This window comes from Pseudomonas cerasi (genome assembly GCF_027983475.1).
In the GTDB taxonomy this organism is placed as follows: domain Bacteria; phylum Pseudomonadota; class Gammaproteobacteria; order Pseudomonadales; family Pseudomonadaceae; genus Aquipseudomonas; species Aquipseudomonas cerasi.
Genome location: NZ_JAQJVM010000001.1, coordinates 263961 through 285786, shown reverse-complemented (window position 1 = coordinate 285786; position 21826 = coordinate 263961). Strand labels below are relative to the sequence as shown.

Genomic DNA, 21826 nt, shown 5'->3' with positions numbered 1-21826 from the left:
ATCAAGTTAGGCTACAAATACCTTTTTTAAAGGCGTTACTCAAGGCCATATGTAGTAATAACCACAACATTCTGCCTGAAAGCATATTCCAGTGGTGATCAACACAGGCCCTCAGTACGATAGGCCACCTTTGCTACAGGCTAAAGGGCTAATAAAAGCCCAAGGCAAAACCGTTGGTAAATCAGCCCCGACAAGGACTTTGAATGGACCGCGTAAGAAACCTCCTGGAGCAAATCCAGGGCCGACTCGACGAGCTGAACAAGGCCGAACGCAAAGTGGCCGAGGTCATCCTGCTCAATCCGCAGATGGCAACGCGGCTGAGCATTGCAGCGCTTGCCCAGGCCGCCAAGGTCAGCGAGCCGACGGTCAATCGCTTCTGCCGTTCGTTCAGTGTCAGCGGCTATCCGGAATTGAAGCTGCAACTGGCCCAGAGCCTGGCCAGCGGCGCGGCTTATGTCAGCCGTGCGGTGGAAGCGGATGATAATCCGGAGGCCTATACCCAGAAGATTTTCGGCAGTGCCATCGCGTCACTGGACAGCGCCTGCCAGCAGTTGGACCCGGCCTTGATCAGCAAGTCCGTGGACATGCTCATCCAGGCGCGGCAGATCCATTTTTTCGGGCTGGGTGCCTCGGCGCCGGTGGCTCTGGATGCACAGCATAAATTCTTCCGCTTCAATCTGGCGGTGACGGCGCATGCCGATGTGCTGATGCAGCGGATGATTGCGTCAGTGGCGCATACCGGCGAGTTGTTCGTGATCATTTCGTATACCGGCCGTACTCGTGAGTTGGTGGAAGTGGCGCGTATCGCGCGGGCCAATGGCGCGTCGGTGCTGGGGCTGACGGCAGCCGGCTCGCCGCTGGCTCAGGCCAGTACGGTGAGTCTGAATATTCCTCTGCCGGAAGACACGGATATTTATATGCCGATGACGTCGCGGATCATTCAGTTGACTGTGCTCGATGTGTTGGCCACGGGTATGACGTTGCGTCGCGGTGTCGACTTTCAGCCGCATTTGCGCAAGATCAAGGAAAGCCTGAATGACAGCCGTTATCCGATCGAGGATCAGGGCTGACTGGGTGTCGTTGACTATCGTTCCAACGCTCCGCGTAGGAATGCCTTTCGTGACGCTCTGCGTCACACAGCGGTTCTGTGATCCTCAGGTGGATCCTTGCTGAGCGCGAGTGAAGACGATGCAACTCACCCTGCCAGGCTGGCTTGCAGTTTGAGCTGCACCTGCTCTCCGGGCCGCAGGCTGAAGGTGTCGCCGGAGCCTGAGGCGGCTTCGACACGGACGAAGCCTGTGGTTTCGCTGCCGCATACGCCGAGAAGCGGTCTGCTGCCGGGGTGCCAGACGACGGTGTTGGTGCTGTCGCCGGTGTCGATGTTAAGCCTGCGCTGCCAGATTGGGTCCTGGAGCTGTAGGGCGCCGGCGTGTTCGAATACGCGCTGGCAGGCGCCTGCCACGCGCAGTTCGCCGTGTTGCTGACACGCCTGTCGGCTGAGTTCGTCATAGCCCTGTGCACCGTCGAGCCCCTCCAGCGCGACTTCAGCCACATCACCGATCCGCCAGTACGCGTGCAGCGCATGGCTGAAGTGACACGGCTCGCTGTCCTCGTGACGCGTGCTCAGACGCAGTTCCATGCCCTGCCCCAGTTCAGCATGCAGGTCGACCTGCCAGTCCCACAGTTGCAAGCGCCAGTGCAGGCTCACGCCTTCTTCGCACTCACTGCTGTCGATCAGCTTCCAGTCCAGCAAACGCCCCCAGCCGTGTGCCGGCCAGCCGCTCTCGCCGGGATGCCGGCCATACCAAGGCCAGCAGACTGGCACGCCTCCACGAATGGCGCCCACCTGTGGCCACTGAGCGGCACACCAGAGCCAGGGTTTCTGGCCCTGCGGCTGAAAATGCAGCAGTTGCGCGCCCTGACGACTGAACACGGCCTGACATTGCGGGTGGTCGATGACCAATACATCGCGCAGTTGATGGCGCTCCCACTCGAAAGTCGGTCTGGCACGTCGGGATCGGAAGAAGCGTTGCAATGGATGTTCAGGCAGTTGCGCGTCGTGAGTGGTCATCGCCAATCGCGTCCCTGAAAAATAAAAGGATCAAGCCAAAAAAAACGGGCAGCCAGGCTGCCCGCAAAGCACACACGACCCTTGATCGCGTTACGCGTCAGTCAATAATCAGAACTTCGACTGGATCTTGATGCCCGCTACCAGCGCATCATCAACCTGATCTACGCCACCAGGATGCTTGATGTACTGCAGGTTGGGACGCACGGTCAGCCAGTTGGTGACATGGAAGCCGTAGTAGATTTCAGAGTTGTACTCAGTGCTCTGGACCGGCAGGTAGCCAGGGTTGTCATAGTCATTGATACCGCTGATCTGGTTGGCCAGACGCACGCGATCCTGCACATCGTCGTTGACGTGGATACGGGCAATACCGATACCGATGTCATCTTTCGGACGCGAGTTGAACGGACCTTTGTACGTGAAACCGATCTGCTGGTAGTTGTCGACGAAGTTGGTCGCCTTGTCATGCACGGTGGCGTTGGCAAAAATGCTGAGGCCGCGCGAAGCATCGCCGTCATGCGTGGTCAGTTGTTGCTGAGCCACGACCCACCAGCCATGCTTGCTGCTGTGCGACTTGAACGCTGCGCCAGTCAGCGCTTGCGGCTGACCATTCACGTCTTCATAGACGTCGTTGGCGTTTGGCGTGCTCTTGTAGTAACCGACACGGTACTCACCGGGCAACGAGTTGAAGGATGGAGTCCAGACCAGTTCGACCGGCAGAATCATGCCTTCGGTGCCACTGCCACTGAGCTTGAAGCCGTTGCCTGTTTCCAGGTTGGACGGGTTCTGCTCGTACACACCCACCTGGGCATAGACTTCAGGCGTGATGTTGTACTTGATGCGCAACGCCCACTGGCTGATTGGCCAGTTGTACCAGGTGTTTACGTAGTTACCGACCTGCGAGCCGCAGAATGACAGGTTCTGGAAGTCGCACGGGAAGCTGTTGAAGTCTTCGCCCGGACCGAAACGGCCGGCCTTGACGTCCAGCGCGCCGTCGAAGTACTTCTGCTTGATCCACATCTGCGTCAGACGCCAGGTCTGACCACGGCCCCAGACTTCCTGGGAGGAGCTGAGTGTACCGGCGCGAGGATCGCCGATACGATCATTGGAGATGTTGCGACCGCTACGTTCGGTGATTGCCAGCTTGAACTCTGCGTCCTGCCAGCCGAGAACTTTCTGCAAATCGACTTTCATGCCCAGCGCGAACTGGTCGCTGTAACGACCGGTGGTGTCGTCGTTGTAGCCGCCCTTCAGGTTGCTGGCCATCTCGGAAACGTATTCCAGCGAGAAGTCATAACCCTTGTCCAGCAACTCGGTGCGCTTGCCACCCCAGTCACCCGTCATCCAGGGTGAATCTGCGGCAAACGGCTCGGCGGCGTGAACGCTGCCTGCCAGACCCATCGCACCCAACGCCGACAGCTTGCATACCAACTGGAGCCGGGAAAGCGATTTACCTTTGTTGATCTTCTTCATCCCATCAATCCTCGTTTTATTGTTATTAGCTTTGGTAGACGTGTTGCTTCATTCACTGCCCTGTGTTCGCTGGTCGGCCGTGCGTTTTGGCAGCAGACGGCCAGCCAGCGATGCTCGTTGCTGAATCAATTTATCACTTGCGGCTCGACCGGTGACACATTGTTTTCCCGTTCAGCCGCCAGTCGCGCTCCCAGCACCCCGAGACGCTCGCCGCTCTGGGCATCGAAAATCAGCACCCTGGCAGGATCGAATTGCAGGGTAAGGCTCTCGCCCACCTGCGGTGCGACATCCGGGGCGAGGCGACAGCAAACCTTGCTCTGGTTGAGCGTGACGAACACCAGCGTATCCGGACCGGTCGGCTCGGTCACCTGGACCTCGGCACGAATGGTCGGCAGCCCGGTCGATTCAGCGGCGGCCAGCATAATCTGTTCGGGGCGAATACCAAGAATGATTTCTCGATCTTCAAGGCCTGCATCGGACACGCCCACCGGCAGCTCGCAACGGGCCTGACCACTGTCGAGCGCAGCGATCAACTGGCCATCCTTGCGTTGCAGGCGCAGCGGGATAAAGTTCATCGGCGGCGAACCGATGAAACTGGCGACGAACAGGTTGGCCGGATCGGTGTAGATCTGCTTGGGCGTGCCGAACTGCTGGACGATACCGTCCTTCATCACCGCCACCTTGTCACCCAGCGTCATGGCCTCGATCTGATCGTGGGTCACATAAACAGTGGTGGTTTTGAGGCGTTGATGCATCAACTTCATTTCGGTGCGCATCTCGACGCGCAACTTGGCGTCGAGGTTGGAGAGTGGCTCGTCGAACAGGTAGATTTTCGGTCGACGCGCCAAGGCACGGCCCATCGCGACACGCTGCTGCTGACCACCGGACATCTGGCCCGGCTTGCGATTGAGCAAGTGCTCGATCTGCAACAGCTTGGCAACGCGCGCCACTTCAGCGTCGATGTCGGCTTGCGGCATCTTGCGGATCTTCAGCCCGAACGCGATGTTTTCACGCACGCTCATGGTCGGATACAGGGCGTAGGACTGAAAGACCATGGCAATGTCGCGGTCCTTGGGGCTGGTGCCGCTGACGTCCTGGCCGTCGATCAGGATCTCACCGCCACTGATGCTTTCCAGACCGGCAATGCAGTTCATCAGCGTGGATTTACCACAGCCCGATGGACCGACCAGAATCAGGAACTCACCATCCTTGATCGACAGGTCGATGTTCTTGAGGGTGTCCGGCAGATTGCTGCCGTAGGTCTTGTTGACGTTGCGTAATTCGAGAGTCGCCATGATTACCCCTTGACCGCGCCGGCCGTAAGCCCACGCAGGAAATACTTGCCAGCCAGTACGTAGACCAGCAGTGTCGGCAGGCCGGCAATCATCGCCGCCGCCATGTCAACGTTGTATTCCTTGGCACCTGTGCTGGTGTTGACCAGATTGTTCAGAGCCACAGTGATCGGCTGAGAATCGCCGCTGGAGAACACAACGCCGAACAGGAAATCGTTCCAGATCTGGGTGAACTGCCAGATCAGGCAAACCATCACGATAGGCGTGGACATCGGCAGAATGATGCGCCCGAAGATGGTGAAGAAACCGGCACCGTCCAATCGTGCAGCCTTGACCAGCGCATCGGGAATGCTGACGTAGTAGTTACGGAAGAATAGCGTGGTAAATGCCAGTCCGTAGACCACGTGAACAAACACCAGCCCGGTGGTCGTATTGGCCAGCCCCATCTTGCCCAGTGTGAAGGATGCCGGCAGCAGGACGGTCTGAAACGGCAGAAAGCAACCGAACAGCAGCAGACCGAAGAACAGCTGCGAGCCCTTGAAGCGCCACATCGACAGCACATAGCCATTGAGCGCGCCGATTGCGGTGGAGATGATCACGGCCGGAACAGTGATTTTTATCGAGTTCCAGAAATAACCATCGACCAGGTCCCAGGCTTTTATCCAGCCGATTGCAGTCACTACGCTCGGCCAGCTCAACAGGTTGCCGGTGCCGATGTCCTCGGGTGTCTTGAAGCTGGTGAACAGCATCACCACCAGCGGCACCAGATAAATCAGACAGGCCAGCATCAGCACGGCGTAAATCAGAACACGACTGAAGCTGATGCCCGGTTTGCCAACATGACTAGTCATGGCGTTTGGTCCTCAGCTCGGAATACAGATACGGCACCAGAATCGCCAGGATCGCGCCAAGCATCAGAATCGCACTGGCAGAACCCATGCCCATCTGGCCGCGGCTAAAGGTGAACGAATACATGAACATCGCCGGCAGGTCGGATGAGTAACCGGGGCCACCGGCGGTCATCGCGGCTACCAGGTCGAAACTCTTGATCGCAATGTGCGCGAGAATCATCACGGCACTGAAGAACACCGGACGCAGGCTTGGCAGCACGACGCGCCAGTAGATCATCGGCAAACTCGCGCCATCCATCTGGGCCGCGCGAATGATCGACTGATCGACGCCACGCAGACCTGCCAGAAACAACGCCATGACGAAGCCGGAGGACTGCCATACCGCGGCGATGACCAGGCAGTACACCACGCGGTCCTGGTCAATCAGCCAGTCGAAACGGAAACCTTCCCAGCCCCAGTCGCGCAACATTTTGTCCAGGCCCAGGCCTGGGTTGAGCAACCACTTCCAGGCAGTACCGGTGACGATCATCGACAGCGCCATCGGGTACAGGTAGATAGTACGAATCATGCCCTCGCGACGAATCCGCTGGTCCAGCAGGACGGCCAGCAGGACCCCGATCACCAGGCTGATTGCAATGAACATCCCGCCAAAGACCGCAAGGTTCTTGCTTGCCACCCACCAGCGATCGTTGTCCATGAGACGCGCGTATTGCGCCAGACCGACCCATTTATAGGAAGGCAGGAACGTCGAGTTGGTGAACGACAGTGCGAATGTCCAGAGGATATAGCCATAGAAACCCACCAGCACGATGAACATGCTGGGGGCCAGCACCAGTTTTGGTAGCCAGCGTTGCAGCGCATCCATTGGCGAGGCTTTGCTGTTCGCAGCGACAGAGCTCATCGGGAGTATCCCATGCGGTGTATCGAATCCAGGCCGCAGCCGCAGGTGAAATCAACCAGGGATTTCAACACTGCGGACGACGGTTAAAGGCGGTTCAAAACGAATTACTTGGCAGACTTGATCGCAGCGCCCAGCTTTTTGGCTGTTTCGGCCGGATCAGCTTTCGGGTCATTGATGTAGTTGGTCACCACATCGAAGAACGCGCCCTGCACTGCCAGCGTAGTTGCCATGTTGTGCGCCATGCTTGGCTGCAGACCACCGGTTTTCGAATCAGCCAGGAAGTCCTTCGCAGCGGTTTGCGCACACGAGTCGAAACCGTATTTGCTCATGTCGGACAGCATGTCTTCACGAACCGGGATCGAACCCTTGTTGATGCTGAAGACCTTCTGGAAGTCCTCGCCCATGGCGACCTTGGCCAGATCCTGCTGTGCGGCAGTCGTGCCCTTGTCTTTCTGCTTGAACACCGCCAGCGAGTCGATGTTGTAGGTAAAGGCTTTTTCGGTGCCCGGGAAGGCTACGCACTGGTAATCCTTGCCAGCGACCTTTTTGGCTGCGGTCCATTCACTCTTGGCCCAGTCGCCCATGATCTGCATGCCGGCCTTGCCATTGATGACCTTGCCAGCTTCCAGGTTCCAGTCCTGGCCCTTGCCATCGGCATCCATGTAGGTCGCGACTTTCTTGAGTTCGGTGAGCGACTTGACCATTTCTGGGCCGGTCAACGCGCCGTTGTCCAGATCGACCAGAGCTTTCTTGTAGCCGTCAGCCCCCATCACCGAGAGCACGACAGCTTCAAAGACGGTGCTGTCCTGCCAAGGCTGGCCACCGTGGGCGAGCGGGATGAAGCCGGCTTTTTTCAGCTTGTCGCCTGCCGCGTAAAACTCTTCGAGCGTTGTAGGCGCCTTGTCGATACCGGCTTTCTTGAAGACTTCAGGGTTGATCCACAGCCAGTTGACGCGGTGAATGTTCACCGGTACTGCTACGTAATCACCGTCGTACTTCACGGTGTCGGAGACTTTCTTGTCCAGCAGGGAGTCCCACTTCTCGGACTTGGCGACCTCTTTCAGCGCATCGGTATCGAGCAGGCCGGTAGAGGCCCATTCCTGAATATCCGGGCCTTTGATCTGGGCTACACCGGGAGGATTTCCGGCAACCGCACGGCTCTTGAGCACGGTCATGGCCGTGGAGCCGCCGCCGCCTGCAACGGCGCCGTCCTTCCAGGTAAAGCCGTCCTTTTCAACCTGAGCTTTCAGAACATCGACTGCAGCCTTTTCGCCACCCGACGTCCACCAGTGCACGACTTCTACGGTGCCTTTGGATTCAGCGGCGTTAGCGCTCAGAGGGAACAACGAAGCGAGAGAGATGACAACAGCGAGACGTGACATGGAATTCATCGAATTGACCTTTCTTGTTGTTATGCATGAGCAAGTCTGGTGCTTGCGCTTCGTGGGAGTCTAACCAAGCCTGACGCGCCGACAGTAACGAAGGGACGCGTGATTGTCACAGAATGGTGACAATTGAAATCCCGGTGCAATCGCTAGCCAAAAGCCACTGTGCAGCGCGTCATTCCACAGTTCTCGGCAGGTACAATGTTACCCGCAACCCTCCGTCACGCAGGTTCTGCAGGCTGACTTCGCCGCCATGACTGTGGGCAATGTTGCGAGCGATGCCCAAGCCGAGACCGTAGCCCTGCTGCTGATTGCCTGCCAGACGGAAATGCGGTTCGAAAACGTGTTCGAGACGCTGCTCGGGAACGCCAGGACCTTCGTCATCGACATGCAGTACGAACGCCTGGGCATCGTCCTCGACTTTCAGATGCGCGCGATCACCGTATTTGAGCGCGTTATCGATCAGGTTGCCGATGCAGCGCTTGAGCGCCAGCGGTTTGCCTGAATAGGCAGCCTGAGCCTCACCCTGCTGCGTGACCCGCCCATTACCGTCAGCAAGCAGCCAGGGTTCGACCAGACATTCAAGCAGCGCGTTGAGGTCTACCGGCTCGATGTTTTCATGAATATCAGTGTCCTTGACGCACTGCAGCGCGCCTTTGACCAGCAGCTCCAGTTCATCCAGGTCGCGACTGAATTTGCGTTGCAGTTGCTCGTCCTCGAGCAGCTCGACCCGCAAGCGCAAACGGGTGATGGGCGTACGCAAATCATGGGAAATGGCACTGAACAACTGCCCCCGCTCGGTCAGGTAGCGACTGATCCGTGTGCGCATGGCATTGAACGCCCGGCTGACCTCGATGACTTCGCTGCCGCCGCCCTCGACCACAGGTTCGACGTCCGCGCCCAGGGACATGTCCCGTGCGGCCCGCGCCAGACGCTTGAGCGGGCGGCTCTGCCAGTGCACCAGCAAGCCGATGAACAACAGCAGAAATGCGCTGGTCAGGACAATGAACGAGACCTGCTGAAGAGGCAGCTCCTGCTCCTCCAGCGAGGTGTAGGGTTCGGGCAGCAGCGAGGCAATGTAGAACCACTCGCCCGGCGCCATTTCGATTTGCGTGACCAGCACCGGCGGGTTCACCGGCTCGAGTGTCAGCGCGTAATGCGCCCACGAACGCGGCAGCTCGTCGAGCTTCAGGCCGCTGTTGAAGATCCGCAGTTCTTCGGGCCGCGCGAACCATACGGTGATGTCCGGACCATTGCCCAGTCGCTGGCGCAGCACCTCGCCCACCACGTCCAGCACCGCCTGCTTGCGAGGGGTGGGCTGCATGATCTGCATGTCCAGCGGGTGATCGTTGAGTGACACCACGAACCGTGTGCCACCCATACTGCGTAACTGGTCGAGCACCATGGGCCGGTAAGCCAGCGGCAATGAGCGAAAGTAGCTGACACTGGCCGCCATCGAGTACGCCAGACTGCGCGCACTGGTCACCAGGCCTTCCATCTGCGTGGCACGCAACTGTGACAGCCAGATCACGCTGGACAGCGCCTGCGCCAAAAAAACTGCCAGCAAGGTCAGCAGCAACATGCGCCCCAGCAACGAGCGCGGCAGCGGCAGGCCGGTTCTCTTCGTGCCTGCCCCTGTCGGTTTAATAGCCGTTGCCCGCTTGCGAGTTGACGTTTGCGGCCAGCAGGTAACCACTGCCGCGAATGGTGCGGATCAGACGCGGTGACTTGCCGGTGTCGCGCAGACGCTGACGCAGGCGACTGACCGCCATGTCGACGATGCGCTCCAGCGGCATCAACTCACGCCCACGTGTGGCATTGCCGATGGTGTCGCGGTCGAGAATCTGCTGGGGGTTGTCGAGAAACAGTTTGAGCAGTGCGAAGTCGGCGCCGGACAGAATCACCTCTTCGCCGTCATTGTGAAACAGCCGGTGGCTGACCATATCGAGTCGCCACTCATCAAACAGGATCACGTCGCCACCCGGACGCTCCTGACCGAACTGGGCACGTCGCAACAGCGCCTTGATGCGGGCCTGAAGCTCGCGCGGGCTGAACGGCTTGCCAAGGTAATCATCGGCCCCCAGTTCCAGACCGATGACCCGGTCGGCTTCGTCCGAGCTGGCGGTCAACATGATGATCGGCACATGCGGCTGACGCGGGTGCTGGCGGATCCAGCGACACAGACTGAAACCGTCTTCATCGGGCAGCATGACGTCCAGGATCAGCAGATCGCTTGGTTCGTCATTGAACGCTCGACGGAAATCCGCGCCATCGCCCACTGTGCGCACCTGAAAACCGGCGCGGCTCAGGTAGGTGTCCAGCAACTCGCGAATTTCCTGATCGTCATCCACCAACAGGATCGATTTACTGACTGAGCTCAAGTTGAAGCGTCCTTGTCTGGCTGTTAATTTTTGTTGTTATGCCATATCGCTCAGATCTGCGCACCAAACGCCTGCTGCAGGGCCACGCCTGAACCCATGAGGCCCGGGTATTCGGCCGTGACCAGCCACACCGGCAGGCCATTGAAATAGTCGCTCATGACGCCCTTCTCGGCCATGGCGCGCTTGAACCCGCTGTTGATGAAGAACTCAGTGAAGCGCGGCACCACGCCGCCGACGATATAAACCCCGCCGAGGCTGCCCAGGGCCAACACATGGTTGCCGACCACTCTGCCGAGAAACACGCAGAATTGTTCCAGCACTGCCGCAGCTACCGGGTCGCCCGAGAGCGCAGCGGTAGTGATCGCCGCAGGCGATTTGAGCACCGGCTCGATGTCGTCCAGCGCGCAGCTGACTTGATACAGCAACAGTAAGCCCGCACCGCTGAGCACGACTTCGGCGCTGACATGTTCATGCTCGGCCATCAGCCGCGTCCACAGCAGCGCCTCACGCGCGGTGCCGATGGGCAGGTCGGCATGACCGCCCTCGCCCGGCAACGCCATCCAGCGACTGCCTTCGAGTTTGATCAGCGTACCGACGCCCAGCCCGGTCCCCGGCCCCACCACCACGCGCGGCCGATCAGGCTTGCCGACACCGTGGCAGACCGTCAGGTATTCATCATCCTTGAGCCGGGTCATGCCCAGCGCCATGGCGGTGAAATCGTTGATCAGCAGCAGTTCATCGACCTGCAGGTCGGCGCAGAACGCCTTGCGGCTCAATTGCCAGTGGCTGTTGGTGAACTGGAAAAAATCGCCATCGACAGGCCCGGCCACCGCCAGGCACACATGACCGATATCGCCGCGCTGCAGCTCCAGGTCCTGCAGATAGACTTCGATGGCCTTCTCCGGGCCCGCGTAGTCAATGGTCGGGAATACCCGGACAGAATGCAGAGTGTCGTCTTCCCAAATGGCAAAACGTGCATTGGTACCGCCTATATCACCGACCAGGGCCAACTTCACTTAAGCGTCTCCAGACTAGAGGTAAAGGCGCTGGCGCCTTGCTCTGCGGAGCTGAAGGCCATGCGCATGAATCCAAAAAGCTCGCGACCGCAGCCGACACTGTTGTCGATCTGGTTGATGGCCGGTTCTCTGGCGGCCAATTCTGACGCTTCGACCAGCACTTGTAACGTGCCTTTTACACCATCCACGCGAATCACATCGCCATTGCGTACCAGCGCCAATGGGCCACCATCGAACGCCTCCGGGCAGACATGGATCGCCGCCGGGATCTTGCCCGAAGCGCCCGACATGCGTCCATCGGTGACCAGCGCAACCTTGAACCCGCGATCCTGAAGGACACCCAGAAACGGCGTCATCTTGTGCAGCTCGGGCATGCCGTTGCAACGCGGGCCCTGGAAGCGCATCACGGCGACGAAATCGCACTCCAGCTCGCCGGCCTTGAAAGCGTCGGCCAGCTCTTTCTGATCCTGGAACACCTTGGCCGGTGCTTCGACGATCTGATGCTCCGGAGCCACCGCGGACACTTTCATCACGCCGCGCCCCAGGTTGCCTTCCATGACCCGCAGCCCACCTTCCGGCGAGAACGGACGGGCCACCGGGCGCAGTATATTTTCATCGAGGCTTTCGAGCGGCCCTTCACGCCAGACCAGTTTGCCGTCCTCCAGGAACGGCTCCTTGGTGTAACGGCTGAGTCCATAACCGGCCACGGTATTGACGTTTTCGTGCAGCAGACCGGCAGCCAGCAGCTCGCGGATCAGGAACGACATGCCGCCTGCCGCCTGGAAGTGGTTGATATCGGCTTTGCCGTTGGGGTAGACGTGACTCAGGGTTGGCACCACTTCCGACAGATCGGCCATGTCCTGCCAAGTCAGTTGAATGCCAGCAGCCTGAGCAATGGCCGGCATGTGCAGCGTATGGTTGGTCGAGCCACCTGTCGCGTGCAGCGCAACGATGGAATTGACCAGCGAGCGCTCGTCGACGATTTCGCCGATCGGCATGAAGCTGCCACTCTGCTTGGTCAGACGCGTCACCTGGCGGGCCGCCTCTGCGGTCAGCGCATCACGCAATGGCGTGTAGGGATTGACGAACGAAGCACCAGGAAGGTGCATGCCCATGACTTCCATCAGCAACTGGTTGGTATTGGCGGTGCCGTAGAAGGTGCAGGTTCCCGGACCGTGATACGACTTCATTTCCGAGTCGAGCAGCTCTTCGCGGGTGGCCTTGCCTTCCGCATAACGCTGCCGTACGTCGGCTTTTTCCTTGTTGGAGATGCCTGAAACCATCGGTCCGCCGGGCACGAAAATGGTCGGCAGATGACCGAATCGCAATGCGCCCATCATCAGACCCGGCACAATCTTGTCGCAGATGCCCAGCATCATGGCGGCGTCGAACATGTTGTGTGACAAGGCAATCGCCGTGGACATGGCAATCACTTCACGACTGGCAATCGCCAGTTCCATGCCCGGCTCGCCCTGGGTGACGCCATCGCACATGGCCGGTACACCGCCGGCAAACTGACCGACCGAACCAATGTCACGTAATGCCTGTTTGATCTGGGCTGGAAAGTGTTCGTAGGGCTGATGCGCCGAGAGCATCTCGTTGTAGGAAGAGACGATTGCCACGTTGGCGGCGTTCATCAGACGCAGGCTTTGCTTGTCTTCCGGTCCGCAGGCGGCGACGCCGTGGGCAAAGTTGGCGCATTGGAGCTTGCCGCGCATCGGGCCATCGCTCGCTGCGCCGCGAATCAATTGAAGGTAGCGCTGACGGGTATCGCGACTGCGGGCGATGAGACGCTCGGTTACTTCAAGGACGCGGGGATGCATGTGATGAACTCCAGGCTAACGTCTAAGGTCACCCGTAAAGACGGCTCCGGTTTTCGAGCAGTGACTGTCAGGGAGCAAAACCCTGATCTCGATCAACTGGGAGTGCCTTTCAGGCTTGTAGTTGTAGATAAAACAAAATATTGCCACTAAAAAGGCTTGTTTTCTATTTCTATGAGAATAATCTTGTAATTCCAACAACAAATTCAGAAGGACGGCTGTATGACTCTTCGTATTGCAATCAACGGTTTTGGCCGAATCGGCCGCAACGTCCTACGCGCACTGTATACCCAAGGCTACCGTCAGGACCTGCAGGTCGTCGCCATCAACGATCTTGGCGACAGCGAAATGAACGCACACCTGCTGCGCTTCGACACTGTACACGGCCCTTTCAGCGGCACGGTCGAGTGTGACAAGGACAGCCTGACCGTCAATGGTGACCGTATTTCGGTCAGTGCCATCCGCAATCCGGCCGAGCTGCCGTGGAAAGCGCAGGACATCGACGTGGTGTTCGAATGCACCGGTCTGTTCACCAGCCGCGACAAGGCTGCCGCGCACCTCACCGCCGGTGCACGCAAGGTGATTATCTCCGCGCCAGCCAGCGGTGCCGATGCCACCATCGTCTATGGTGTCAACCACGACACGCTGCGCCAGTCGCACCAGATCATCTCCAGCGCCTCGTGCACCACCAACTGCCTGGCCCCGGTCGCTCAAGTGCTGCATCGCGAGCTGGGTATCGAAAACGGCCTGATGACCACCATTCATGCCTACACCAACGACCAGAACCTGATCGATGTCTATCACACCGATCCGTACCGCGCCCGCTCGGCGACGCAGTCGATGATCCCGAGCAAGACCGGCGCTGCCGAAGCGGTGGGCCTGGTACTGCCGGAGCTGGCAGGCAAACTCACCGGCATGGCGGTACGCGTACCGGTCATCAACGTTTCGCTGGTCGACCTGACCGTGACCCTGAAGCGTGAAACCACGGTCGATGAAGTCAACGCGCTGCTGAAAGAAGCCAGTCAGCATTCCAAAGTGCTCGGTTACAACGCCCTGCCGCTGGTCTCCCACGACTTCAACCACAACCCGCTGTCGTCGATCTTCGATGCCAACCACACCAAGGTCAGCGGCAAGCTGCTCAAGGTACTGTCGTGGTACGACAACGAATGGGCGTTCTCCAATCGCATGCTCGACAACTGCCTGGCACTGCATAACGCGCAGTAACGGCGCAGCCGCGCTGAAGCATGTGCAGCGAGAGGTGTCCGGGTCATGGACGCTCGCGACCATGCTCAGCGCATGGCAGATCGATGCACTGCGGGTGGTGAAACTGTGCAGGCATGAAAAAGCGCCCGGTGCTGTTAAGCTGACCGGGCTCCCCGAACCTGCCTGTAGAGACCATGACGTACAAACCACCCGGCTCAAGACTTTCACGCCTTTTATACGGCATCCTCGCCTATACCGCGTTGGGCATAGGCATCGTTGCGATCTTCGTTCCCGGCCTGCCAACCACCGAGTTCATTCTGCTGGCCGCCTGGGCGGCAACACGCAGTTCGCCGCGGCTGAACGCCTGGCTGGAAAACCACCGCGTGTTTGGGCCCATACTGTACAACTGGCGTAATGGCCGACTGGTCGCGCGCAAGGCCAAGATCAGCGCCACCATCAGCATGCTCGTCTGTGCCGTGGTGATGCTGAGCCTGATCGGCCATGCCTGGTGGCTGTACCTGGCACTCTCGGGGATGGCGCTGGGCAATCTATGGATCTGGTCGAGGCCGGAACCGGACAAGATCGATCGTTAAGCGCAGGCATGAAGCGAGCAGTACTCTGCGCAAGGCTGAACCGTCCGCTCGCGAGGGGTGTCTGACTGAGCACACTCACCACTTGATGGAGTCACTTCATGTACGAGCCAGGCCATCTGCACCTCACCCACGTGGCGCTTCAACCGTCGGATATCAGCTATGACATCCACTTGCGCTACAACGTGGAGGAAGATCCCAAGCAAGGCACGTCCATGCACTTCACCATGCAGGGCGCAATCAACGGCAAGTCGTTCGAAGAGCAATTCCAGCTGCCCCGTGACCTCGCCTTCAACTTCGCCCACGACGCGAGTCGCATCGCAATAAGGCACGGCTTGCCCAACTCGGCCGCACTGCCCATCGCCCAGCACAAGGACTACGACCGAATGTTCGCGGACATTCGCGACAAACTCCACGCCAAGTCAGGTGACCCGGTGAAGCCGGAGCATCTGGAGTAAGCCAGCGCTGTCGAGGCCCGTAGAACGCCAGCGGGCAGTAGCGGGAGGAATCAAATCAGGCACGGAAAACACCATCGTGCCCACGCTGGAGCGTGAGCAGCGATAGGTGTGTGCAAGTCCACAAGCGGATTTCACCAAACCTGCCGCCACAAGGCATACTTGCCGCCTTCTCATTCGCGAACCGTCATCGCCCCATGCGCATCCATGTCAGCTTCATCGACCGCGTCGGTATCACCCAGGAAGTGCTGGCGATTCTGGGTGGACGCAATCTGAATCTGGACGCAGTGGAGATGGTGCCGCCCAATGTGTACATCGATGCGCCGACGCTCAGCCATCAGATGCTCGAAGAGCTCAAGGACGCGCTGTTTCGGGTCAGAGGTGTGGAAGCGATCACTGTGGTCGATATCCTTCCGGGGCAGCGTCGCCACCTGCAACTGGACGCGTTGCTAGCCGCCATGACTGACCCGGTGCTGGCTCTGGACAGCGCCGGGCACGTGCTGCTGGCCAACCCGGCACTCATCGCGCTGATTGGCCGGGAGCCCGCGGGTGAATCCATCGGTGAGCTGTTCAGCGACCCCAGTCTGCATGTCGCGTTGCTGGAAAACGGCTTTCGTCTGCCGCTGCGCGAGATCAACCTGAACGGTGAAGCCCTGCTGCTGGACGCCACGCCGATTACCGAAGCCGGCGCGCTGATTACCCTGTACCTGCCCAGCCGAATCGGCGAACGCCTGTCGGCCTTGCACCATGATCACGCCGAAGGTTTCGACGCCTTGCTTGGCGACTCAGCCGCCATTCGCACCCTCAAGGCACGGGCGCAACGGGTGGCGGCGCTGGATGCACCGCTGCTGATTCAGGGTGAAACCGGCACCGGCAAAGAGTTGGTTGCCCGCGCCTGTCACGCCAGCAGCGCCCGCCACGGCGAGCCGTTCCTGGCTCTGAACTGCGCAGCGCTGCCGGAAAACCTCGCTGAAAGCGAACTGTTCGGCTATGCCCCGGGGGCCTTTACCGGGGCCCAGCGTGGCGGTAAACCGGGGCTGATGGAACTGGCCAACCAAGGCACCGTATTCCTCGATGAAATCGGCGAAATGTCACCCTATCTGCAAGCCAAATTGCTGCGTTTTCTCAACGATGGCAGCTTCCGCCGCGTCGGTGGCGATCGGGAAGTAAGGGTCAATGTGCGCATTCTCAGCGCCACCCACCGCGATCTGGAAAAAATGGTCAGCGAAGGCTCCTTCCGTGAAGACCTGTTCTACCGCCTCAACGTCCTCAATCTGGAGGTTCCGCCGTTGCGCGAGCGCGGTCAGGACATTCTGTTACTGGCCCGATACTTCATGGAACAGGCGTGCGCACAGATTCAGCGTCCGGTCTGCAGGCTCGCACCCGGCACCTACCCTGCCCTGCTCGGCAACCGCTGGCCAGGCAACGTGCGGCAATTGCAAAACGTGATTTTTCGCGCGGCCGCCATCTGCGAACACACTCAAGTGGATATAGGCGACCTGGATATCGCTGGCACCGCCGTGGCGCGTCAGAACGACAGCTCGATCGACAGTCTCGAACATGCCGTCGAAACCTTTGAGCGGAATCTGCTGGAAAAGCTCTATGCGGACTACCCTTCCACCCGCCAACTGGCCAATCGCCTGCATACCTCGCACACCGCAATCGCTCATCGCCTGCGAAAATATGGAATTCCCGACAAGCGTTAGTCGATTAGCGTCATTTATCGAAAATATATTCCGAGAAGTTTCATTTAATAACTAATCTGCCGATAACGATCTGGTATTGTCCATGAACCTCTTATCATCCATTTGAATGGATGTCCGTAGTGTGATTACGGCCGTAATGGCATAAAGGTCAGGTAGTACCGGGAAGTCATATGCCAACCTCGCCAGTGGACCGCCCGCTCGTCGATGCTCAGTCTCGCGCTGAAAAAATCGTCGAATCCCGCCGCCAGAAAATCCTCCTCAAGACTGGTGCACTGCAGGATGCCATTTTCAACAGCGCCTATTTCTCCAGCATCGCAACAGACGAACACGGCGTTATCCAGATATTCAATGTCGGCGCCGAACGCATGCTCGGTTATCACTCCGAGGACGTTGTCGACAAAATCACACCTGCCGACATCTCCGACCCCGCCGAGCTCATCATCCGCGCAGCAGCCCTCAGCCATGAACTCAACACCCCCATCACGCCGGGCTTCGAGGCTCTGGTGTTCAAGGCTTCGCGTGGCATCGAAGACATCTACGAACTCACCTACATCCGCAAGGATGGCAGCCGCCTGTCGGCCATGGTCTCGGTCACATCGCTGCGCGACAGCGCCGAAACCATCATCGGTTATCTGCTGATCGGCACCGACAACACTGCGCGCAAACAGGAAGAAGAAGCTCAGGCATTGCTGGATCAGCGCTTGCGGGACCAACAGTTCTATACCCGCTCGCTGATCGAATCGAACATCGATGCGCTGATGATGACCGACCCGCAAGGCATCATTTCCGACGTCAACAAGCAGATGATGGCGCTGACCGGACGCACCCGCGACGAATTGATCGGTGCGCCCTGCAAAAACTTCTTCACCGACCCGGCGAGTGCCGATGCCGCGATCAAGCGCGTGCTCAGCGAGCACAAGGTCAGTGACTACGAACTTACCGTGCGGGCCTATGACGGCACTGAAACCGTGGTGTCCTACAACGCTGCCACGTTTCACGACCGTGACCGCAAGCTCAAGGGTGTCTTCGCCGCAGCCCGCGACGTGACCGAGCGCAAGCGTTTCGAGCGAACACTGGAAGAAAAGAATATCGAGCTGGAACACGCCAGCCACATGAAGTCCGAGTTTCTTGCCACCATGTCGCACGAACTGCGCACGCCGCTGAACGCCGTGATCGGTTTTTCCGAGGCACTCAGGGACGGCATGGTCGGCGACATGACTGATGCCCAGCGACGCTACATAGGCGATATCTTCAATAGCGGCCAGCATCTGTTGTCACTGATCAATGACATTCTCGACCTGTCCAAGGTCGAGGCCGGCATGATGACGCTGGAGCTCGAATCGGTGGATCTGGACGAACTGCTCGGCAACAGCCTGCTGATCGTTCGCGAGCAAGCGGCACTGCAACATATCCAGCTGAAGCTGGAAACAGAGGCCGACTTCGGCGTGCTTGAGCTCGACCGGCGCAAGACCAAACAGATCGTCTACAACCTGCTGGCCAACGCCGTGAAATTCAGCGAGCCCGGTGGGTGGGTGACACTGGCGGTGCGTCTGGTGCCGCTTGCTCAGGCAGGCCTTATCGACGGTGACTGGCCGACATACGGATTTGCGCTTCCCTCCAGCGACTGTGAGCAGTTTCTGGAACTGAGTGTCAGCGACACCGGAATCGGCATCGCCCAAAGCGACATGAACAAGCTGTTCAAGGCGTTCAGCCAGATCGACAGCGGCCTGGCACGCAAATTCGAAGGCACCGGACTGGGCCTGGCGATGGTCAAGCAGCTCGCCGAACTTCACGGCGGCTGCGTCGCAGTGGCCAGCGTGAAAGACCTCGGCGCACGCTTCGTTGTGTGGCTGCCCATCCGCTCACCTGAATCAGCGGAGACACGATGGCCCAGATCCTGATCATTGAAGACAACGCGGCGAATATGCGTCTGGCAGAGCTGTTGCTGACCAGCGCCGGGCACGCTGTGCTGTCGGCCGTCGATGCCGAAAGCGGCCTGAAACTGGCTCGCGAGCGCCAGCCCGACCTGATCCTGATGGACATCCATCTGCCGGAAATGGACGGCCTGACCGCCACGTCGCTATTGAAGAAAGACGCCGGCACAGCCGCGATCCCGGTGATCGCACTGACCGCGATGGCCATGAAGGAAGACAAGGAGAAGATCCGCCTGGCGGGCTGCAACGCTTATGTTATCAAGCCGTTGCGCTACAAGGAGTTGTACCGGGTCATCGACACCCTGCTGGAAAAAAATCTGCCTCAACAGTCCATTACCTGAGCATTCGATATGACCCAGAGCGCCGCGACCATCCTGATTATCGATGACGACGTCCATGTCCGGGACCTGCTGGAGGTGCTCTTGCAGAACCAGGGTTATCGGACACTGACGGCGGAATCAGGCGAGCTGGCGCTGGCCATGGTCAAACAACAGGCACCCGACCTGATCCTGCTCGATATCATGATGCCGGGCATGGACGGCTATGAAGTCGCCACCCAGCTCAAGGCCGAAAAGGGCACCGCCAATATACCGATCATCATGCTCTCGGCTCTCGACGAGCAGAGTGCCCGCCTCTCGGGACTGGAGGCCGGGGCCGAGGAATACCTCAACAAGCCTGTGGACAGCGCCGAACTGTGGCTGCGTGTGCGTAATCTGCTGCGCCTCAAGTCCTTTGGCGACTACCTGAAAAGCCACAGCCTGATCCTCGAAGACCAATTGCAGCAGCGCACCATCGATCTCGAGCGCTTTCGCACGGTGATGGACGCTTCCGAAGACGCGATTTTCCTGATCAACCGCAACACCATGAGCCTGATCGAATTCAACCGCCGCGCCTGCCAGTTGCTCGGCTACACCGCTGAGGAACTGTCACACAAGACGCCTGCCGAACTGGGCGAAACGTCCATGGAGCAGCTTGAGGTCGTGTACGACCAGATCATTGCCGGCAAAGGCCCCAGCGAGCCATTGGAAACCCAGATTCGCGACAAGAGTGGCCGGGATGTCGAGGTCGAAATCCATCGTCAGGCGTACCGCACCGGCGAGGACTGGGTCATCGTCGGCATCGTGCGCGACATCACCCGGCGCAAGGAAAGCGACCAACGCCTGCTGACCATGGCCCACTACGACACGCTGACCGGCCTGCCCAACCGGGACCTGTTCTTTACCAGCCTGCAAATGGGCATGACCCAGGCGGCCATCAGTCGCTGGAAGCTGGCGGCCCTGACGGTCAATATCGACGGTTTCAAGAACATCAACGAAACCTGGGGGCATGTGCTGGGCGATGAGGTGCTGCTGGAAGTCAGCCGCCGACTGTCGAACTGCCTGAATGCCAGCGACACCCTTGGCCGCGTGGACGGCGATCAGTTCGCCCTGATTCTGATGCTTCGTCCCGGCCAGGCGGATACCCGGCAAACGCTCGAGCGCATCCGCAACGCATTGCGAGCGCCCTTCCACATAGAAGGCCAGAGCCTGGTCATGACCGCCAGCATCGGTATTGCGCTGTACCCGGAGGACGGCGAAGACTCACGCGAGCTGATCAGACACGCCTACACCGCCATGAACAGCGCCCGAAAAATCGGCCCGGACAACTACCGGTTCTATACGCCGCAGATGAACGCCGATGTTTCGGCACGCCTGGACCTTGAGACTGCCCTGCGCGAAGCCGTGCGTAATCAGTCCTTCGAAATCGTCTACCAACCCAAGCTGGACCTGAACAACGACCGCATATGCGGGCTTGAGGCGCTGTTGCGCTGGCCACGCCCAGGCCATCCAGGCGTTTCGCCCGCTGTATTCGTTCCTGTGCTGGAAAGCCTCGGCCTGATCGGTGAAGTCGGCAACTGGGTGGTCGACAGCGTCTGCGCGCAAATCGCGCGCTGGCAACGCTCCGGGCTGGGATTGTTTCAGGTAGCGGTCAACATTTCGGGGCAACAGATTTCCAGCAGCAGCCTGGTTGCCGACATTCGTCAGGCCCTCGAAAAACACAATGTTGCGCCGCAGTGGCTTGAGGTCGAACTGACAGAAAGTTCGCTGATGGAAAATACCACTCACACCATCGCCACCCTGGGAGCGTTGCGGGCCAATCGCGTGAGTATTTCCATCGATGACTTCGGCACCGGCTATTCAAGCCTGGCGTACCTGCGCCGCTTTCCTATCGACAAGCTTAAAATCGACATCGCATTCATTCGTGAAGTGACCAGCAATCCACAGGACGCGGCCATTGCCAGAGCCATCATCGAGCTGGCTCACAGCCTCGACCTGCAGGTGATCGCCGAGGGTGTGGAAACCCCGGAGCAACTGGCGTTCCTGAGGGAAAACCACTGTGATCAAATCCAGGGCTATCTGATCAGCAAGCCGCTGCCGCTTGAAGAGCTCGAAACATTTTTGTGCTCACCGGAAAAGAAAGCTGCGTCAAGTAAAGGGTGACGCTCGACCGATGCGTCCGACCTGCTTGAAAACGATGACCACTGCGGGATGGATACACTCACTGCAACCCATTCGTAACGAAAACGCTCCACTGTAACGATTTCACTCCAAAACACCTCATTCCGTGCGTATCAAGGCCTTGATCAGTCAGGTATTTTCAAATACCTAACGACTGTAGCGTTTTCGCTACACCCAAGATCTACAGGCTCAGTTAAAAAACATACAACCCGTTGATTTAATTAAAAAAACAAAACATGGCCGCTAAATTGCT

General features: G+C 59.0%; 18 protein-coding genes. 8 read left to right on the top strand and 10 right to left on the bottom strand.

The features are described 5' to 3' along the window. Nucleotides 1–203 precede the first annotated feature (203 nt). Nucleotides 204–1070, top strand: a complete 867-nt coding sequence (locus PI739_RS01300; protein WP_002552324.1) for a MurR/RpiR family transcriptional regulator — start codon at nt 204–206, stop codon at nt 1068–1070. A gap of 125 nt (nt 1071–1195) precedes the next feature. Here the strand turns inward: PI739_RS01300 and PI739_RS01295 are convergent, their stop codons facing one another. From PI739_RS01295 to edd, 10 genes are all read right to left on the bottom strand, one after another. Continuing rightward, nucleotides 1196–2071, bottom strand: coding sequence for a D-hexose-6-phosphate mutarotase (locus PI739_RS01295; RefSeq protein ID WP_003433591.1), 876 nt, complete (start codon nt 2069–2071; stop codon nt 1196–1198). Nucleotides 2072–2179: 108 nt separating this feature from the next. Continuing rightward, nucleotides 2180–3541 (bottom strand): carbohydrate porin, encoded by a 1362-nt coding sequence (locus PI739_RS01290; RefSeq protein ID WP_054080687.1) that lies wholly within the window; start codon nt 3539–3541, stop codon nt 2180–2182. 125 nt (nt 3542–3666) lie between these two features. Continuing rightward, a complete protein-coding gene (locus tag PI739_RS01285; RefSeq protein WP_054080686.1) occupies nt 3667–4836 on the bottom strand; it encodes an ABC transporter ATP-binding protein in 1170 nt (389 codons plus the stop codon). A 2-nt stretch (nt 4837–4838) separates the two neighbouring features. Beyond that, entirely contained in the window at nt 4839–5684 is an 846-nt protein-coding gene (locus PI739_RS01280) for a carbohydrate ABC transporter permease (RefSeq protein WP_003433593.1), read from the bottom strand. After that, entirely contained in the window at nt 5677–6585 is a 909-nt protein-coding gene (locus tag PI739_RS01275) for a carbohydrate ABC transporter permease (protein WP_003314048.1), read from the bottom strand. Before PI739_RS01275 ends, PI739_RS01280 begins: the two co-directional genes overlap by 8 nt. 104 nt (nt 6586–6689) lie before the next feature. Continuing rightward, nucleotides 6690–7976, bottom strand: a complete 1287-nt coding sequence (locus PI739_RS01270; RefSeq protein ID WP_003365304.1) for an ABC transporter substrate-binding protein — start codon at nt 7974–7976, stop codon at nt 6690–6692. A 169-nt stretch (nt 7977–8145) separates the two neighbouring features. Continuing rightward, nucleotides 8146–9552, bottom strand: a complete 1407-nt coding sequence (locus PI739_RS01265; protein WP_054080820.1) for an ATP-binding protein — start codon at nt 9550–9552, stop codon at nt 8146–8148. Nucleotides 9553–9613: 61 nt separating this feature from the next. Further along, nucleotides 9614–10351, bottom strand: coding sequence for a response regulator (locus PI739_RS01260; protein ID WP_003365308.1), 738 nt, complete (start codon nt 10349–10351; stop codon nt 9614–9616). A 50-nt stretch (nt 10352–10401) separates the two neighbouring features. Beyond that, nucleotides 10402–11367 carry a glucokinase gene (locus tag PI739_RS01255; RefSeq protein WP_010431705.1) on the bottom strand — a complete coding sequence of 322 codons (966 nt, stop codon included), beginning with the start codon at nt 11365–11367 and terminating at the stop codon, nt 10402–10404. Then, nucleotides 11364–13190, bottom strand: a complete 1827-nt coding sequence (edd, locus tag PI739_RS01250) for a phosphogluconate dehydratase (RefSeq protein WP_003365314.1) — start codon at nt 13188–13190, stop codon at nt 11364–11366. Before edd ends, PI739_RS01255 begins: the two co-directional genes overlap by 4 nt. A 219-nt stretch (nt 13191–13409) precedes the next feature. Here edd and gap point away from each other — a divergent pair, with 219 nt between their 5' ends. The 7 genes from gap (at nt 13410) to PI739_RS01215 (ending at nt 21555) form a co-directional block, all read left to right on the top strand. Continuing rightward, entirely contained in the window at nt 13410–14411 is a 1002-nt protein-coding gene (gene gap / locus PI739_RS01245) for a type I glyceraldehyde-3-phosphate dehydrogenase (RefSeq protein WP_003433596.1), read from the top strand. A gap of 173 nt (nt 14412–14584) precedes the next feature. Beyond that, entirely contained in the window at nt 14585–14983 is a 399-nt protein-coding gene (locus tag PI739_RS01240) for a YbaN family protein (protein ID WP_050557974.1), read from the top strand. Nucleotides 14984–15081: 98 nt separating this feature from the next. Continuing rightward, nucleotides 15082–15438 (top strand): DUF5064 family protein, encoded by a 357-nt coding sequence (locus PI739_RS01235; protein ID WP_003433598.1) that lies wholly within the window; start codon nt 15082–15084, stop codon nt 15436–15438. Between the two features lie 194 nt (nt 15439–15632). Beyond that, nucleotides 15633–17141 (top strand): transcriptional regulator GcsR, encoded by a 1509-nt coding sequence (locus PI739_RS01230; protein ID WP_003433599.1) that lies wholly within the window; start codon nt 15633–15635, stop codon nt 17139–17141. A 170-nt stretch (nt 17142–17311) separates the two neighbouring features. Continuing rightward, a complete protein-coding gene (locus PI739_RS01225; RefSeq protein WP_054080685.1) occupies nt 17312–19042 on the top strand; it encodes a PAS domain-containing sensor histidine kinase in 1731 nt (576 codons plus the stop codon). Beyond that, a complete protein-coding gene (locus PI739_RS01220; RefSeq protein ID WP_003365327.1) occupies nt 19027–19416 on the top strand; it encodes a response regulator in 390 nt (129 codons plus the stop codon). The genes PI739_RS01225 and PI739_RS01220 overlap by 16 nt, the downstream gene beginning before the upstream one ends. 9 nt (nt 19417–19425) lie before the next feature. Then, entirely contained in the window at nt 19426–21555 is a 2130-nt protein-coding gene (locus PI739_RS01215; RefSeq protein ID WP_054080684.1) for a putative bifunctional diguanylate cyclase/phosphodiesterase, read from the top strand. Nucleotides 21556–21826: the final 271 nt, after the last annotated feature.